The sequence below is a fragment of the Rhizobium sp. P1_E1 genome (assembly GCF_056406015.1).
Genome location: NZ_JBFUAY010000119.1, coordinates 1 through 16059 on the forward strand (window position 1 = coordinate 1; position 16059 = coordinate 16059).

The 16059-nt window shown below is 60.4% G+C and carries 17 protein-coding genes; 13 read left to right on the forward strand and 4 right to left on the reverse strand.

All coding sequences use genetic code 11. The annotated features are described in order from the left end of the window. The coding region (locus AC1D1Z_RS26765; RefSeq protein WP_477852101.1) for a DUF763 domain-containing protein at nt 1-741 on the forward strand (741 nt) is incomplete at its 5' end. Nucleotides 742-762: 21 nt separating this feature from the next. On the opposite strand, the gene AC1D1Z_RS26770 is transcribed toward AC1D1Z_RS26765, so the two are convergent. The 4 genes from AC1D1Z_RS26770 to AC1D1Z_RS26785 form a co-directional block, all read right to left on the reverse strand. Further along, entirely contained in the window at nt 763-1212 is a 450-nt protein-coding gene (locus AC1D1Z_RS26770) for a pyridoxamine 5'-phosphate oxidase family protein (RefSeq protein WP_018245864.1), read from the reverse strand. 98 nt (nt 1213-1310) lie between these two features. Then, on the reverse strand, nt 1311-2228 hold the full coding sequence (locus AC1D1Z_RS26775) for a DMT family transporter (RefSeq protein WP_018245863.1): 918 nt from the start codon (nt 2226-2228) through the stop codon (nt 1311-1313). A gap of 183 nt (nt 2229-2411) precedes the next feature. Then, a complete protein-coding gene (locus AC1D1Z_RS26780; protein ID WP_018245862.1) occupies nt 2412-3713 on the reverse strand; it encodes an MFS transporter in 1302 nt (433 codons plus the stop codon). Between the two features lie 182 nt (nt 3714-3895). Beyond that, nucleotides 3896-4348: a MarR family winged helix-turn-helix transcriptional regulator gene (locus AC1D1Z_RS26785; protein WP_018245861.1), complete on the reverse strand. Its 453-nt coding sequence runs from the start codon at nt 4346-4348 to the stop codon at nt 3896-3898. A gap of 201 nt (nt 4349-4549) precedes the next feature. On the opposite strand from AC1D1Z_RS26785, the gene AC1D1Z_RS26790 reads away from it, so the two are divergent. From AC1D1Z_RS26790 to AC1D1Z_RS26845, 12 genes are all read left to right on the forward strand, one after another. After that, on the forward strand, nt 4550-5089 hold the full coding sequence (locus tag AC1D1Z_RS26790; protein WP_018245860.1) for a flavin reductase family protein: 540 nt from the start codon (nt 4550-4552) through the stop codon (nt 5087-5089). A gap of 10 nt (nt 5090-5099) precedes the next feature. Further along, the gene (locus tag AC1D1Z_RS26795) at nt 5100-6332 is read left to right on the forward strand and encodes a flavin-dependent monooxygenase (protein ID WP_018245859.1); all 1233 of its coding nucleotides are present in this window, start codon (nt 5100-5102) and stop codon (nt 6330-6332) included. 47 nt (nt 6333-6379) lie between these two features. Further along, on the forward strand, nt 6380-7360 hold the full coding sequence (tsdA, locus tag AC1D1Z_RS26800; protein WP_018245858.1) for a gamma-resorcylate decarboxylase: 981 nt from the start codon (nt 6380-6382) through the stop codon (nt 7358-7360). 1 nt (nt 7361) lies between these two features. After that, on the forward strand, nt 7362-8420 hold the full coding sequence (locus AC1D1Z_RS26805; protein ID WP_018245857.1) for a maleylacetate reductase: 1059 nt from the start codon (nt 7362-7364) through the stop codon (nt 8418-8420). A 19-nt stretch (nt 8421-8439) separates the two neighbouring features. Further along, nucleotides 8440-9288, forward strand: a complete 849-nt coding sequence (locus tag AC1D1Z_RS26810; RefSeq protein ID WP_026188712.1) for a dioxygenase family protein — start codon at nt 8440-8442, stop codon at nt 9286-9288. Further along, complete coding sequence (locus AC1D1Z_RS26815) at nt 9285-9581, forward strand: YciI family protein (protein WP_018245855.1); 297 nt, start codon at nt 9285-9287, stop codon at nt 9579-9581. Before AC1D1Z_RS26810 ends, AC1D1Z_RS26815 begins: the two co-directional genes overlap by 4 nt. Nucleotides 9582-9995: 414 nt before the next feature. Next, nucleotides 9996-11024: a substrate-binding domain-containing protein gene (locus AC1D1Z_RS26820; RefSeq protein WP_018245853.1), complete on the forward strand. Its 1029-nt coding sequence runs from the start codon at nt 9996-9998 to the stop codon at nt 11022-11024. 69 nt (nt 11025-11093) lie between these two features. Beyond that, the gene (locus tag AC1D1Z_RS26825; protein WP_020493436.1) at nt 11094-12632 is read left to right on the forward strand and encodes a sugar ABC transporter ATP-binding protein; all 1539 of its coding nucleotides are present in this window, start codon (nt 11094-11096) and stop codon (nt 12630-12632) included. 28 nt (nt 12633-12660) lie between these two features. Continuing rightward, the gene (locus AC1D1Z_RS26830) at nt 12661-13653 is read left to right on the forward strand and encodes an ABC transporter permease (protein WP_018245851.1); all 993 of its coding nucleotides are present in this window, start codon (nt 12661-12663) and stop codon (nt 13651-13653) included. A gap of 1 nt (nt 13654) precedes the next feature. Further along, the gene (locus AC1D1Z_RS26835; RefSeq protein WP_011649510.1) at nt 13655-14659 is read left to right on the forward strand and encodes a sugar-binding transcriptional regulator; all 1005 of its coding nucleotides are present in this window, start codon (nt 13655-13657) and stop codon (nt 14657-14659) included. Continuing rightward, nucleotides 14656-15651, forward strand: coding sequence for an aldo/keto reductase (locus AC1D1Z_RS26840; protein ID WP_018245850.1), 996 nt, complete (start codon nt 14656-14658; stop codon nt 15649-15651). Before AC1D1Z_RS26835 ends, AC1D1Z_RS26840 begins: the two co-directional genes overlap by 4 nt. A gap of 12 nt (nt 15652-15663) precedes the next feature. Continuing rightward, the coding region (locus AC1D1Z_RS26845; RefSeq protein ID WP_477852109.1) for an FAD-dependent oxidoreductase at nt 15664-16059 on the forward strand (396 nt) is incomplete at its 3' end.

The window sequence follows — 16059 nt, forward strand, 5'->3', positions numbered from 1 at the left end:
CGTCAGGCCCGGCGGTATCACTGGCTGTCCGAAGGGCTGGAGAGCTTCGTCGACTCGCCGCATGCGGCAATCGAGGGACGGAGCCAGGGCGAGATCGTCAATCTTGCCGACAGGCGCGCCGAACGCTCGCGGCGCGGTCAGCTCGATCTGCTGGCGACCCTCGGTCCCGACCGAATCATCCGTGAAGCCGCCGCACTGCTGCGTGCCGAAGCGCCGGCGCCCGAACCCGCCGAACAGCCGATGCTGCCGCACCTGATCATGCCTGCCCATCACGATGTCCGCGAGAGTGACGTCAACATGCGGCGCCTGCACGGAAATCTGGCCGCCGCCGCCGACCGCGGGCCAGCGGATTTCCAAGAGTTGCTGCTCGTTCCCGGCGTCGGTGCCCGCACGGTGAACGCTCTGGCGATGGTGGCGGAAGTCGTGCACGGTGCGCCCTGCCGATTTTCCGATCCGGCGCGCTTCTCGATCGCCCATGGCGGCAAGGATCGCCATCCTTTTCCGGTCCCGCTCAAAGTTTATGACGAGACGATCGCCGTGATGAAATCGGCGGTGCAGAAGGGCAGGCTGGGACGCGAGGAGGAGTTGCAGGCGCTCAAGCGCCTGGACGACCAATCCAGGCAGCTGGAACGCTATGTGACGGGTCCCGACCTCAAGGAAATCATCGCCTGCGAATTTCGCCAATCCGCAGATTTCGGCGGCCGGAGCGTCTTCGGCTGGGAGGAGCCGTCCGCGGAGTAGGGCACCCTTTATGCCATTACCTTAACTCGCTGAGCGAGCCAGGGCGACCTCGCCGTTTTCCTCACCATCCCAGTACCGGATGGAGGACGCTGAAACCTTGATGAGAACGATCCCAGGAGTGTCCACTCCGTCAGGAAACCACCGCTCGAGATCGGGGATCCAATGTTCTTCGAGTGCCGCCTTATCCCGTACCAGCGAAGCGACGCCCTCGACAGCAATGAAAATCCCCGGCTTGCCGAGGAGGCTGGGAGGCGCCGTGAACGTCAGCGAGACGGTGCCGACGCCTTCGATCTCCGTGATTTTTCTGCTGTCTTCATAGGAAAAGAACCAGGAATCCCCATCATATTCGACGTCGCCGTTGTTGCTCATCGGTCGGGCCGAGATGCGGCCCGACCCGGCGTTCGTCGACAGCATGCAGAAATCGATCTTCTTCAGTTGCGAGGATAGGTCTTCGAGGGTCATGGATGCCATTGAAATCTCCCATGTTTGAATGCTCGGGAGTAGCGTGCAAGCGTCCAGATTGTTCCGTGGAAAGTCCACGGAAGCTACAGATACGCAGCGCTATAGCTTCAATGGCCGTCGGGCGGGACGGCCTCAGTCGGAACCGTCTCTTTCAGATTCTTCCGGTGGAAGATGAACAGCCCTGCAACGACGATGATCGCGGCACCGATGATGATCTGCATATCGGGAACATCGTTGAAGAAGAGGTAGCCGAGGACGATTGCCCAGAGCAGCAGCGTATATTGAAGCGGCGCGAGCAGCGATGCCGGTGCGAGCTTCAGCGAGCGCGTGATGAGCAGATGCGCGCAGGAGGCGACGATCCCGAGCAGCAGCATGCCGGACCAATCGACGAGCGTTGCCGGCTGCCAGTGGCCAATGCTCAAGACGATACCGATCGCGAGGGCCGCAATCGTCTGCCATGTCACCAGAGTGGTATCGCTGGTCGAGCGCAGATAGCGGCTCATCACCAGAGACAGCGCAAAGGCAAAGCTGCCTACAAGACCGAAGAGCGATGGAAGCGACAGCATCGCCGTGGATGGACGCAGCGCGATGACGACGCCTGCAAAGCCGATCAGAACAGCCAGCCAACGGCGCCAACCGATCTTTTCTCCGAGAAAGAAATGCGAGAGCGCCGCGATATAGATCGGTCCCGCCATATAGAAGGTCATCACATCTGCGAGCGGCAGATAGGCGACGGCAGCATAAAACAGCGCGACATCGCAAGTCGCCATCAAAACACGTATGAACTGGAGGCCTTTCTGCTCGACGCGAAACAGGGCCATCGGCCCTTGCCGGAGGATCATTGGTCCGAGCACGATGAAAGCGCCGACCGAGCGGATCACCAGCACCTGGCCGACGGCAAAGCTCGCGACCAGCCATTTGCCCATTGCATCGTTCAGTGCAAAGAGCAGATCGCCGAGCAGCATCAGCACGACGCCTGTTATGATCAGGTTTCCGGCGTTGGCGACACCCGTCTGGGTCTTCATCTGTGGCATCCTCGCAAAAACGGCCGCGCATGCGCGGCCGAATGCGGCTTCTGCCTTAACACTGCCGATGTCAATGGTCAGTTTGAAGCGATTGCACTCGAATTGGGCAGCGAGATGTCTCTTTAGGCACTTGTGCCCACTTGTCGGCAGGTTCTGGATGCAGGCCTGCCGACAACCTGGCCGTCAATCAGCCTTTTTTCGATACAGCAACGTCATGAGTGCGAGCATGCATCCCAAGGCTGCTACCGATGCGAAGATGTAGAAGTTCCACTGCGGAGCCAGGCCTGCACCCAGAACCGCACCGCCGATGGCCGGTCCTATCATGCCTCCGATACGGCCGATGCCGAGCGAGAAGCCAAGGCCGGTTCCACGGATTTCGACCGGATAGAGGTTTCCAACGAGAACGTTGGCGAGGATCTGCGTGCCGATCGTTCCCGTACCTGCAAGTGCGACGAGACCATAGACCTGGAGGCCCTGATCCACCTGCGTCAGCAACCAGATCGAGCCGGCTCCGACAAGAAACATCCCTGCAACGACTATCTTGACGTTTCCGCGGTCGGCAATCCTTGCGCCGATCAGGAGGCCGACTGCGGCTCCGAGATTGAGCGTTACCGAGAAGAGCAGGGCAGAACCGAGGTCATAGCCCATCTTGTTCATGATGGTCGGAAGCCAGTTGACCATGCCGAATGTGAGCAGAAGCGAACAGAAGTGGATGCCCCATGCGTTCAATGTCGGCAGCAGGCGACCTTCGGAAAACAGCGACCGGATGCCGACCTGGCGTGACGCAACAGGCCTGGCGACGGGATCGGGCAGCCCGTACTGGTTTGCAATCTGATTGGCTTCGGTCTGGCGGTTCTTCGTTGCCAGCCATTCAGGGGATTCGGGGATGAGGCGGATGAAGAAGGGCAGAAGCAGGATCGGTGCGCCGCCGATGATCATCAGTGGACGCCATCCGTATGTCTGCACCAGCAGCATTCCGAGGATACCCGAGATGATGCCGCCAGCCAGATAACCGAGAAGAGCAATCGAGTAGGCTATTGCCTTCCGCTTCGGCGGAGAAAACTCGATGATTAAAGCGGTTACCGTGGGAAAAAGAGCTCCAAGGCCCAGACCGGCGAGAAAGCGTGTTCCCTCGAAAATGAGAAAGCTCGGCGCAAGACCGCTGCCGATCATCATAACGGAGAAGCTCAGCAGGCTGCCTATGATGACCTTGCGGCGACCTATCCTGTCAGCGAGTGTTCCGGCAACGAGAGCGCCCAGCAGCATACCGAACAGGGTGATGGAGGCAGCGCGTCCCACCAGGCCGGGCGTCAGGCCCCAGCTGGCTTCGCCGAGCAATGCCGGCGCGACGGCGCCGTAGACGATCAGGTCATAGCCGTCGAACAGGATCAGCAGACCGCAAAGAGCGATGATGATATTCGGGCTGCGAACGTGTTCCTTGATAATAGCGAGATCTTGTATGGCCAATTTTCCCTCCCCATACATTTGAGTACAAGAAGTACGCTCCTGCCAGCGGCAGGTCCGCGTCGATCCATGTACAAATCCTCCTGGATCGTTGCCGGCGTGGTTCCTCCCAGCGCCAGACTCGCCCGTGAGAGGGCGATGTCAAGACAACGATGACACGCTATTAAATACTTGCGAATAAAATATTTGCAACTGCAAACTTTTCAGCTCGCAACTTTTCCTTTTCCGGATATTGCCGGCAGGTTGCTGTGCATGCGGCGCAGCGCCTTCTTCAGGGCTGCGACCTCTTCGTCCGACATGTCCTGCACCGCGGTGCGTTCAAGTTCCACGGCAAGCGGCATAAGCCTTTCCGTCATCGCCTCGCCCTGCGGGGTCAGCCTTACGATGACGATACGGCCGTTATCTTCCGGACGTGTTCGCGACACCAGCTTGCGCTTGGCCAATGTACCGACGAGGCGCGAAAGCGTCGAAATCTCGACAGAGACGACGTCGGCGAGATCCCCCAGGGTGCTCTCCCGGCGTTCCTTGAGCATGGCCAGGACCCGGTACATCGCCACGCTGAGATTGTCTTCGGCGATTCTCTGCGCGAATACCTCGGCTATCCGCACGCCGGCGCGATTGAGAAGATAGGGAACGGAATCGGTAAGTTTGTACATGTCTCTGTCTGCTGGCGGGATTCGGCTTGCTGAGGGCTCCCTCCGACATGCACCTAAATTACCGGGATGACAACACGATTGGCTTTCTGCTGCCGAGAACGGCTGGGTAGATCAAGCATTTTCCCGTCTAATTTCTAAATTTGCATTGACAATAGTTGCAAATGCAATAATTTGGACACCAAGGAGACACGGGAGGAAATCATGTCTGCCACTGCTGCCCTCGGCATAGCGCCGGCCCCCGCACCGATCAGCGATGCGTTTCGATCGACCATGCGCCGTTTCCCGGCAACGGTGACGGTCATTTCCGCCTGTCGCAACGGTGCCGATCATGGAATGACGGCTACTGCCGTCACATCACTTTCGATGGATCCGCCATCTCTCATTATCTGCCTGAACAATCGCACCTACCTGCACGACATGCTGCTCGAGGTGCCGGAATTCGCAGTCAGCGTTCTGACCGACAGGCAGGCAGCCGTATCGGAAGGGTTCAGCGGCAAGATTGCGCCTGAGCGTCGCTTCGATGCTGCCGATTGGGTTCGCCATGAGCGCGGCATGATGGTGCTGGGCTCCGCTCATGCCTCGGTTGTCTGCCGCCGTATGGGCGCGGTTCCCTATGGAACGCACACGATCTTCATCGGGCAGGTGGTGGATACACGCCATTCCGACGACACGACCGCGCTGATGTACGAGAACTCGAAATATTGCGCGCCACAGCACGCGCTTCCTGCATCCCAGAACTGAAGGTAGTTCCATGAACAATACAGCTGCCCTGTTTCCCGCCTCGGCGCGGGTTGAGAACGCATGTCTTGCAGATCGTATCGCCCCGGTGTTGGACGAGATCAGTGCCGGCGCGCGCGACACGGAAAAATCCGGCCGCGTGCCGGCACGCAATATTGATCTGCTGCGCTCCGCCGGCTATTTCGATATCGTCAAGCCTGCCCGTTTCGGTGGCGACGAAGGATCGTTTGCCGAGCTTGTCGATGCAAATATCCAACTGTCGTCGGCCTGTGCCTCCACCGGCTGGGTTGCCGGCCTCCTTTCGGCGCATCAATGGCTCCTCGCCATGTTCGATGAAAGGGTTCAGCAGGAAGTGTGGGGCAGCAATCCGGATGCGCTGCTCTGCGGTTCCTATGCGCCGGTCCGCATGGCGGAACGCGTCGACGGTGGCTTCCGGTTAACCGGCGATTGGGCCTTTGCAAGCGGATGCGAAAATGCCCAGTGGGCGCTCTGTGCGGCGATCATTCCGCCAAATGGCGAGGGGGAGCGTCCTGTGCCGGCGTTCCTTCTGGTTCCCGCCAGCGATTATGCCATTGCCGAGACCTGGGACGTTGTCGGCCTCGCGGGCACCGGCTCAAAAAGCCTGATCCTCAAGGATGTCTTCGTTCCGGAATACCGCATGCTGAGCTTTCCGGATGCGACCTCCGGCAGAACRCCGGGCGGACGTGGCTACAAGGGTATCGGCCTTTTCAACATTCCGCTGCTCATGGGGGTTCCGTTCTGCCTCGGCAGCGCAGCCGTCGGTGCGGCGAAGGGCGCATTGGAGAGCTATATCGACCATATGGGGGCCCGTGTGACACGTGGTGCAGTGGCCGGTGGCAACAACAAGATCGCGGAATTTCCGACGATCCAGCTTCGCGTGGCGGAAGCCTCCGCATCCGTGGATGCCGCCCGCGAAATCATTCTGCGCGATATTGCCCGGGCGCAGCAACTGGCCCAGGCCCGCGAGGATGGCACCGGCGAGATCACCGAGGACGATCGGATTCTCGCCCGTCGTAGCCAGTCCTTTGCGGTCAGCCTGGCCCTTCGGGCCGTGGAAGCACTCAATGCATCGACAGGCGGCCTCGGCCTCCAGATGTCCAATCCTGTCCAGCGGGCATGGCGCGATGCAAATGCCGTCGGGCGCCATATTTCCATGAACTGGGATGCCGTGGGCACCATGGTCGGCCAGCAGCTGCTCGGTCTACCGCCCAAGGGACAATTCTGATCCGCCATCCCCATTGTTTCGACTTAAGACAGGAAAGAGAGCATATCGTGCAAGGCAAGATCGCGCTTGAAGAACATTTCGCCATTCCCGAGACGCTACAGGATTCGGCTGGATTCGTGCCGGGCGACTACTGGACGGAACTGTCCGCCCGTCTTCTGGATATCCAGGACAAGCGTTTGCGGCTGATGGATGCCCACGGCATTGAGAAAATGATCCTGTCGCTGAACGCTCCGGCCGTGCAGGCGATCCCAGATAAGGCAAAGGCCCTGGAAATTTCCCGGCGCGCCAACGACTTTCTGGCGGAGCAATGCGTCAAGAACCCGAACCGTTTCCTGGGATTTGCAGCTTTGCCCCTGCAGGATCCAGATGCGGCCGCGCAGGAATTGCAGCGCTGCGTGACAACGCTGGGTTTCGTCGGCGCACTGGTCAATGGCTTCTCGCAGGAAGGCGACGGAACGACGCCGCTCTACTACGACCTGCCGCAATATCGTCCGTTCTGGGCGGAAGTCGAAAAACTCAACGTTCCCTTCTATCTGCATCCGCGCAACCCGTTGCCGCAGGATAGCCGGATCTATGCCGGCCATTCCTGGCTGATGGGTCCGACATGGGCGTTCGCGCAGGAGACCGCTGTTCATGCGTTACGTTTGATGGGATCCGGCCTGTTTGACGAACATCCGGCTTTGCGGATCATCGTTGGTCACATGGGCGAGGGGCTGCCGTACATGATGTGGCGCATCGACAACCGGAATGCGTGGGTCAAGGTGGAAAAGAATTATCCGGCCAAACGCCCGATTGCCGATTATTTCAACGAGAATTTCTACATCACGACGTCGGGGAACTTCCGCACGCAATCGCTTATCGATGCTATGCTGGAAATCGGCGCGGACCGAATTCTGTTCTCGACAGACTGGCCATTCGAGAACGTCGACCATGCTGCAAACTGGTTCGACAGCACGACCATCTCCGAGGCCGACCGTCTGAAGATCGGTCGCACCAACGCGGTTTCGCTATTCAAACTCGATCGATAGCATGGTTGCACCTTTCAGATACACGGCCAGCGCGGCCCAGGTCTTCTTCGGGAGCGGCTCGTTGAACCGTCTCGCCGAGGCGATTGCAGGGCAGGGCGGCAAGCGCGCGCTGATCCTTTCGACCCCGCACCAGAAAGCGGAGGCCGAACGGATCGCTGCTACCCTCGGTCCGCTTGCGGCGGGACTATTCCACGATGCGACGATGCATACGCCGGTCGATGTGACCGAGCGCGCGATTGCGGCATACAACTTGGCCGGCGCCGATTGCGTGGTCGCAATCGGCGGCGGATCTACGATCGGTCTCGGCAAGGCGATCGCCTATCGCAACGACGCGCCACAAATCGTGGTGGCGACGACCTATGCGGGATCGGAGGTTACACCGATCCTCGGCCAGACAGAAAACGGGCAGAAGACGACGGTCCGCGGGCCTGGCATCCTGCCCGAAGTGGTGATCTACGACCCAGAATTGACATTGGGATTGCCGGTCAACATCAGCGTCAGCAGCGGGCTCAATGCAATGGCGCATGCGGTCGAAGGTCTCTATGCACAGGATCGCAATCCAATTTCGTCGATGATGGCGGTCGAGGGCCTGCGCGCGCTGAAGCAGGCTTTACCTCAAATCGTCAATGCCCCTGGGGACATCGAGCCGCGAAGCGAAGCGCTTTACGGTTCCTGGCTGTGCGGCACGGTGCTCGGAGCGGTAGGCATGGCCCTGCATCACAAGCTCTGCCATACGCTAGGCGGTAGCTTCGATCTGCCGCATGCGGAAACCCATGCGGTCATTCTTCCCCATTCTGCCGCCTACAATGCGGAGGCCGCAGCGGATGCGTTAGAACCCGCTACCGATCTTTTTGGCGGCTCGCTGGGCGGCGGTCTTTATGATTTTGCCGCTTCGATCGGCGCCCCCTTGGCGCTGCGCGATCTGGGTATGAAGGAAGCCGATCTGGACCCTGCGGCGGAACTCGCCGCCCAGAACCCCTACTGGAACCCGCGCCCGATCGAACGGGAAGCGATCCGGGTTTTGTTGGAGAGCGCCTGGGAGGGCGCGCGGCCGCGTTAACGCTTTGGAGGATGGCCACGTGCCCGAATATTTCAGCGAAGAGAGATCCGCGGAGGCCGTCAACTCGCGGATGGGGCGGGACATTAATCCGCGTCTGGCCGAAATCATGGCGTCGCTTGTCAGGCACCTGCATGCCTTTGCCAAGGATATCAGCCTGGCCCAGGAGGAATGGGAGTTGGCCATCGGCTTTCTGACCCGAACCGGCCATCTCTGTCATGACGAGCGACAGGAGTTCATCCTGCTCAGCGATACGCTGGGTTTGTCGATGCTGGTGGATGCAATCAACAACCGGCGTCCGCCGGGCGCCACGGAAAATACCGTGTTCGGGCCGTTCCATGTCGACGGCGCGCCCATACGGCAGATGGGTGAAAACATCTCTCTCGACGGCAAGGGCGAGAGCTGTCTCTTCATCGGGCGAGTGCTGGATCTTAACGGCAATCCGATCGAGGGAGCCCAGATCGATGTATGGTCGGATAATTCCGATGGCTTCTACGATGTCCAGCAGCCGGACATCCAGCCGAAGTGGAACAACCGGGGCATCTTCGTCACCAGCGCAGATGGCACCTATAGTTTCGTCGGCATAAAGCCGGTTTCCTATCCGATTCCGGATGACGGCCCGGTCGGCCAGATGCTGACCTCCCTCGGCCGCCATCCCTACCGTCCTGCCCATACCCATTACCTGATCACGGCTTCAGGTTATCGGAAGCTGGTAACCCACACCTTTGTCGGCGACGATCCCTATCTGGGATCCGATACGGTGTTTGGGGTGAAAAACAGCCTGGTTGCGCCTTTCGAGCGTGTCGATCGTGCGACGGTCTGGCGTTCCGATTTCGATTTCGTGCTGACGCCAGTGGAGAGTGGAGAATGATCGTTGCCCGCTATGCGGTATCCGACCCCGGCAAGGCTGCCGAACGTTCCCGATTGATCGACGAACACAAGGCCTATCTGCGAGGCGCGGCGATCCGCATCCTGCTTTCCGGACCCTCTACACCGTCGGCGGAGGGCAAGGGTTCTACCGCCTTGGTGATCGCGGAAGTCGAAACGCTCGCGGAGTTCGAGGCGTTCAGCGCAGGAGATCCCTTCGTCCAATCCGGTGTTTACGGCAGCGTCGATATCTACGAATGGCGGCCTACTTTTGGGGTTCTTCTAGAGAGTCTCTGACCAGCGTTTCGACCTGCCGAAGGCGATGAAATGCAGAACTTGCGGAGCCCAGACAATCGTCCATCAAAGGCTCCGGCGGTCTTAGTCTTTACCCTTCAGATTCTTGCCAAAACGGCTGCGCGTGCGAGGAAGGTCCGCTTCGGCCTTCGAGCGACCGTCTTCAGGCAAATCGATGCAGCGACATCAATGCCGCTTCTCGATGTCTTCGAGCGCCGGAAGGCGGCATCAATCGCCATTCAGAACGTCGATACCTGAAATATATTTCACAGTATGAATTATATTGACAGAGCTCTGCCGTTGCGATTATCTGCCCATACCGGACTTCGAGGAGGAACTCCGGTCTTCAATGGATCATCGGCAGCCGCTGAGGCGCCGCCGGATATTTGGGAGGGGCTTCGGCCTCGAGGAGGAAACTTGCGCAAATTTCTAAGCACGACCGCGTTGGCGGTCCTTGCATCGACGCTTTTGGCCGGCGTGGCCAGCGCGGGCACGGAAAATCCGTTCCGCTGCAAGCCGGGTGAAAAATACGTCATGAACGTCATGGTATCGGGCGTCGAATATTGGTTCCCGGTCTATGAAATGTTCAAGCAGGCCGGTCAGCAGCTCGGCTGCGAGACCGCCTATACCGGCACGCCGGAATATGACGTCAACAAGCAGATCGCCACCTTCGACCAGGCGCTGGCCCAGAACCCGGCCGGTATCCTCGTTCATCCGATGAACTCCGATCCGTTCATCGAGCCGATCAACCGGGCGATCGACCAGGGCACGGCGGTCGTGACCTTCGCGGCCGATGCGCCGCTTTCCAAGCGCATCTCGTTCGTCACCTCGGACAATACCCGCGAAGGCACCTATGCGGCCGACGCGATTGCCGAAAAGATGGGTGGCAAGGGTGAATATGCCGTTCTGGAAAATCCGGGCCAGGACAACCACGACAAGCGTATCGCCGCCTTCATCGCCCGTATGGAGGAAAAATATCCTGATATGAAGCTGGTCGGCCGCGCTGCGTCCAACCAGGACCCGAACAAGGCCTATCAGGGCCTGATGAGCTTGGTGCAGGCCCATCCGAATATTGGGGCCGTCTTCATGCCGGAAGCGAATTCGGCCATCGGCGCTTCGCAGGCCAACAAGGAAAGCGGCGGCAAGATCCTCGTGATGTGCGCCGACGTCAATGCCAACATCCTCGACATGATCAAGGCGGGCGAAGTGTTCGGTTCGATCAATCCGAACCAGGGCATGCAGGGTTACATGGGCTTCATGCTTTTGTGGCTTGCCAAGCATCCGGAACTCATCGACCCGATGAACGACGCCAAGCGCGCCGGCTTCAACCCGATGAGCATTCCGTTCGTCGACAACGGCCTGTCGATCGTCACGGCTGATAATGCCGACGATTTCTACTGGGACAAGTATCTGAAGCGGCGGGGCACCAAAGGCATCGAGGAGTAAGCCTTTGTGCCGGCTGTCCGGGGGCAGGAAACTCCGGACAGCCACCGCGAGCGTGAGGAGGAGACGATGATGGCGTCGGTGCCGGTTCTGGAAATCCGCAATGTCAGCAAGCACTTCGGGGCGGTGAAGGCGTTGACGGATGTGAGCTTCAGCCTGGAGAAGGGCGAGGTTCATGCGCTTTGCGGCGAAAACGGCGCGGGCAAGTCGACGCTGATGAACATCATTGCCGGCGTGCTGCAGCCGACCGAGGGCGACGTTCTCGTCGATGGCGCGCCGGTAAAGGTGACGTCGCCGGCCGTGGCGCAATCGCTCGGGCTTGGCCTCGTGCATCAGGAAATCGCGCTCTGCCCCGATGCGACGGTGGCCGAGAACATGTTCATGGCAGCGACCAACCGCCGCCGCTCGCCTTTCATGAATTATGGCCGGCTGGAGCGGGATGCGCAGGTCGTGATGAATCGTCTGGCACCAATCGACGTGCGCCGCAAAGTCGGTGATTTGTCGATTTCCAGCCAGCAGCTTGTCGAGATCGCCAAGGCACTGACGCTCGATTGTCGCGTGCTGATCTTCGACGAACCGACGGCGGCTTTGACGGAATCGGAGACCCAGATCCTGTTCGAAATCATCCGCGACCTCAAGGCGCAGGGTATTTCGATCATCTATATCAGCCACCGCATGGCCGAAATCTTCAGCCTGTGCGACCGGGTCACCGTCTTTCGCGATGGCCGCTATGTCTCGACGGAAATGGTGGCGGAATTGACGCCGGATGATGTGGTGCGCCGCATGGTCGGACGCGAGATCACCCAGCTCTATCCGGAAAAGCAGGCGCTGGCGGAGCGGACCGACGAGATCATTTTGAGCGTCCGCGATCTCGGCGACGGTAGCCGCTTCACGGATGTGAGCTTCGACCTGCGCAAGGGTGAAATTCTCGGCATCGGCGGGCTCATCGGCTCGGGCCGCACCGAGATAGCCGAAGGCATTTGCGGATTGCGGCCGGTAATCGACGGCGAGGTGCAATTGCATGGACAGCGGCTGTGGGCGCACTCCTATGCGCAGGCCGCGCAGGCGGGTGTCGTCTATCTGTCGGAAGATCGGAAAGGCTCCGGCATTTTCCTTGATCTTTCCATCGCCCAGAACATTGCCGTTCTCGATTTGAAATCGCTGACCGGACCGCTGGGACTGTTGAATTCCAAAGCCGAGGCGGATCGGGCCCACGACCTAGTCCGGCGGCTCGGCGTGCGGATGGGTGGCATCGACATGCCGGTCTCGTCGCTGTCGGGCGGAAACCAGCAGAAAGTGGCGATTGCCAAGCAGCTGGCGGTCAATCCCAAGGTCATCCTGATGGACGAGCCAACCCGCGGCATCGATGTCGGCGCCAAATCGGAAATCCATCGGCTGCTGCGCGATCTCGCGGGCTCCGGCATCGGCATCGTCGTCATCTCGTCGGAACTGCCGGAGCTTCTTGGTCTGTGCGACCGGGTGCTGGTCATCCACGAGGGCACGGTTGCAGGCGAGGTCGAGGGCGAGACGATGACGGAAGAAGCGATCATGCGGCTCGCGTCGGGTATCGGCGGTCATAACAATTCGAAGGCATCAGAGCATGCCGCATAAAGAAAACGCAGGGGCAGGAGACAAGGTCATGGCGGACGCTACGTTGGCAGCTGTACATCAGGCACGCACGCCCGGCTGGAAACGGCTGGGAACGATGCGCGAGGCGGGATTGATCGCGATCATCCTGGCGCTCTGCATCGTCATGAGCTTTGCCTCGCCGCATTTTCTGACGCTCGGCAACTTCCGGGCGATGCTGATGTCGTTCTCGGTGGAAGGGATCGTCGTCGTCGGCATGACCATCCTGTTGATCGTCGGCGGCATCGACCTGTCGGTCGGCTCGGTCGTCTGTTTCTCGATGGTGCTGTCGGGCTCGCTGTTCCTGATGGGGCTCGATCCGTGGAGCGCTTCCCTGATCGGGATCATTGCCAGCGGCCTGATCGGCTGTGTCATGGGCTTCTTCGTCACGGTGGTCGGCCTCAACCATTTCATCACCTCGCTTGCGGCGATGGTGATCGTACGCGGTATCTGCCTGATCATCACCAAGGGCACGCCGCTGTCGCTGTTCACCTTGCCACCCTCGTTCAAGGCGGTCGGGCAGGGCACGTTCTACGGCGTTCCCTATGTGATCCTGATTTTTGTCGCGGTCGTCGTGCTGTTCGATTTCCTGCTGCGCCGGGCAACCGCCTTCCGCAAGGTGTTCTACACCGGCAGCAATGAGAAAGCGGCGCTCTATTCCGGGATCAAGACCAACCAGGTGAAGTTCTGGGTGACGGTGCTCTGCGCCACGCTGTCCGGTGTTGCCGGTGTGATCTACATGTCCCGCTTCGGTGCCGCGACCCCGACCTTTGGGGTCGGCATGGAGCTCAACATCATCGCAGCCGCGGTGATCGGCGGTGCATCGCTGAATGGCGGCTCCGGCACGATCTTGGGGGCAATTCTCGGCATTGCCCTGCTGTCGGTCGTAACAAGCTCGTTGATCTTGCTCGACGTGTCCGTCTATTGGCAAGACATGATCAAAGGCTGCATTCTGCTTGCCGCCGTCTCGATCGACCATTTCCTGCACAAGCGGAAGGCTGCCTGATATGCCGATAGCCAAACTCAAACCCGCAAACGCGCCGCGCGAGGAAATCGTCATCGCCCGACAGATGCACCAGGCTCTGGTTCTGCATTTCCTCGAGGGACTGACACAGGCGCAGATTGCCGATCAGCTGGGCATCTCGCACGCCACCGTCAACCGCCTGATCAAGCGCGGCCGCCAGCTCGGCCTGGTCGAGATCAAGATCAAGTCGCCGGTCGAGCCGCTGGTCGACATGGAAGAACGGCTACGGGCGCTTGGCGGCATCGGCCGCGCCGTGGTGGTGCCGACCGTGTCCGACAATCCGCAGACGGCGCTCCAGGCCGTCGGCGAAGCGGCAGCAAGGTTGCTGCTGGAAGAGATCACCGACGGCGATACGATCTGCATCACCGGCGGCAAAGGGGTGAGCGCCGTCGTTGCCGGTCTGCAGCCGCCGCGTCGGTTCAATGTCGAGGTCATTCCAGCAACCGGCTGCGTGCAGGGTAAACACTATACCGACGTCAATCATGTCTCGACCTTGATGGCCGACCGGCTTGGGGGACGTTCCTACCAGATCCATGCGCCTCTCTTTGCCGATGATGCCGAGCAGCGGGCGATGCTGATCAACATGCGTTCCGTCGCTGACGTTTTCAAACGGGCGCGCGAGGCGAAGGTGGCGGTGGTCGGCATTGGCTCGATCCTGTCGGACGATTCGAGCTATTACGACCTGCATCCGTCCTCAAGCACCGACCGCGCCGCGATCGAGCGGTCCGGCGCCTCCTGCGAATTGCTGGCGCATCTGCTCGATGATCATGGCCAGGTCTGCGACTACAGCCTCAACCGTTCGCTGGTGTCGCTGACGCTGCCGGAATTCGCCTCGATCCCCACCAAGATCGGTGTGGCGAGCGGGCCGAACAAGGCAGGCCCGATCCTCAGCGTTCTCAGGGGCAATCATCTCGATACGCTGGTGACCGATGAGGCGACGGGTGCGCGGGTGCTGGCACTGGCGAATGGCGAAGGAAAATGGGCATGAGCGGGCAGCAATTGAAACGTGAGATCGGCAAATCCGGCGTTTCCGCCTCGGCGGTGGGACTGGGCACCTGGGCTATCGGCGGCTGGATGTGGGGCGGGACCGATGAGGCCGAATCCATTGCTGCGATCCAGGCATCGCTCGATGCCGGCGTGACGCTGATCGACACGGCGCCAGCCTATGGGCTCGGACGTTCCGAGGAGATCGTCGGCAAGGCACTGGCTGGGCGCCGCGACAAGGCTGTCATCGCCACCAAATGCGGCCTTGTCTGGCATACGCAGAAGGGTCGTCATTTCTTCGATCAAGACGGCAAACCGGTCCACCGTTATCTCGGCCGCGACGCGATCCTGCACGAGGTCGAGGAAAGCCTGAGGCGGCTCGGGACCGACTATATCGATCTCTACATCACCCATTGGCAGGATCCGACGACCTCGGTCGAGGAAACGATGCGGACGCTGGAAGACCTGCGCACATCGGGCAAGATCCGGGCAATCGGCGCAAGCAATGTCAGCCCCGACGACCTCAATGCCTATATCGCTGTCGGTGGTCTCGATGCGATCCAGGAGCGGTTCAGCATGATCGACCGGGAGATCGAGGCGGAGCTTCTGCCACTGACCAAGGCCAACAGCATTGCGACGCTGAGCTACTCGTCGCTGGCGCTGGGGTTGCTGTCCGGCACCATCGGTCCCGACCGTGTGTTTTCCGGCGATGACCAGCGCAAGGACAATCCGCGCTTTTCAGTCGACAACCGCCAGAAGGCGACGGCGCTGGCCAACGCCATCCGGCCGGTCGCAGAAAAACACGGCGCGAGCATCGCCCAAATCGTGATTGCCTGGACGCTGGCGCAGCCGGGCATCACCTTTGCACTTTGCGGGGCGCGCAATCCGGCACAAGCGCTCGACAATGCGCGGGCCGGGACCATCCGGCTGGATGCGGCCGATCTTGCGACCATCGATACGGCCATAGCGGCGAAACTGACTGACATGGACAGGTAGCGGATCGCCATCATGAAACGGCAAGAGATTTTGGACGGGCTCAGCCAGAGCCCGAAGGTGGACGTGTGCGTCATCGGTGGCGGCATCAACGGCATCAGCGTCTTTCGGGAACTGGCGCTGCAGGGACTGAGTGTGCTGCTCGTCGAGAAGCACGACTATTGCTCCGGGGCCAGTTCGGCGCTGTCGCGCATGGTGCATGGCGGGCTTCGCTATCTTGAGAACGGCGAATTCAAGCTGGTGCAGGAATCGCTGGTCGAGCGGGACCGGCTGTTGCGCAACGCGCCCCATTATGTCGCGCCGCTGCCGACGACGGTGCCGGTGTTCGATAACTTTTCCGGCCTCGGCAATGGCATCGTCCGCTTTCTGGGCCTCAGCCGTCGCCCGAGCCGGCGTGGCGCCGTCGCCATC

Coding starts and splice junctions, on each gene's coding strand:
- AC1D1Z_RS26770 (WP_018245864.1), bottom strand. CDS start 1,212: ATGGCATCCATGACCCTCGAAGACCTATCCTCGCAACTGAAGAAGATC.
- AC1D1Z_RS26775 (WP_018245863.1), bottom strand. CDS start 2,228: ATGAAGACCCAGACGGGTGTCGCCAACGCCGGAAACCTGATCATAACA.
- AC1D1Z_RS26780 (WP_018245862.1), bottom strand. CDS start 3,713: ATGTATGGGGAGGGAAAATTGGCCATACAAGATCTCGCTATTATCAAG.
- AC1D1Z_RS26785 (WP_018245861.1), bottom strand. CDS start 4,348: ATGTACAAACTTACCGATTCCGTTCCCTATCTTCTCAATCGCGCCGGC.
- AC1D1Z_RS26790 (WP_018245860.1), top strand. CDS start 4,550: ATGTCTGCCACTGCTGCCCTCGGCATAGCGCCGGCCCCCGCACCGATC.
- AC1D1Z_RS26805 (WP_018245857.1), top strand. CDS start 7,362: ATGGTTGCACCTTTCAGATACACGGCCAGCGCGGCCCAGGTCTTCTTC.
- AC1D1Z_RS26815 (WP_018245855.1), top strand. CDS start 9,285: ATGATCGTTGCCCGCTATGCGGTATCCGACCCCGGCAAGGCTGCCGAA.
- AC1D1Z_RS26825 (WP_020493436.1), top strand. CDS start 11,094: ATGGCGTCGGTGCCGGTTCTGGAAATCCGCAATGTCAGCAAGCACTTC.
- AC1D1Z_RS26830 (WP_018245851.1), top strand. CDS start 12,661: ATGGCGGACGCTACGTTGGCAGCTGTACATCAGGCACGCACGCCCGGC.
- AC1D1Z_RS26835 (WP_011649510.1), top strand. CDS start 13,655: ATGCCGATAGCCAAACTCAAACCCGCAAACGCGCCGCGCGAGGAAATC.
- AC1D1Z_RS26840 (WP_018245850.1), top strand. CDS start 14,656: ATGAGCGGGCAGCAATTGAAACGTGAGATCGGCAAATCCGGCGTTTCC.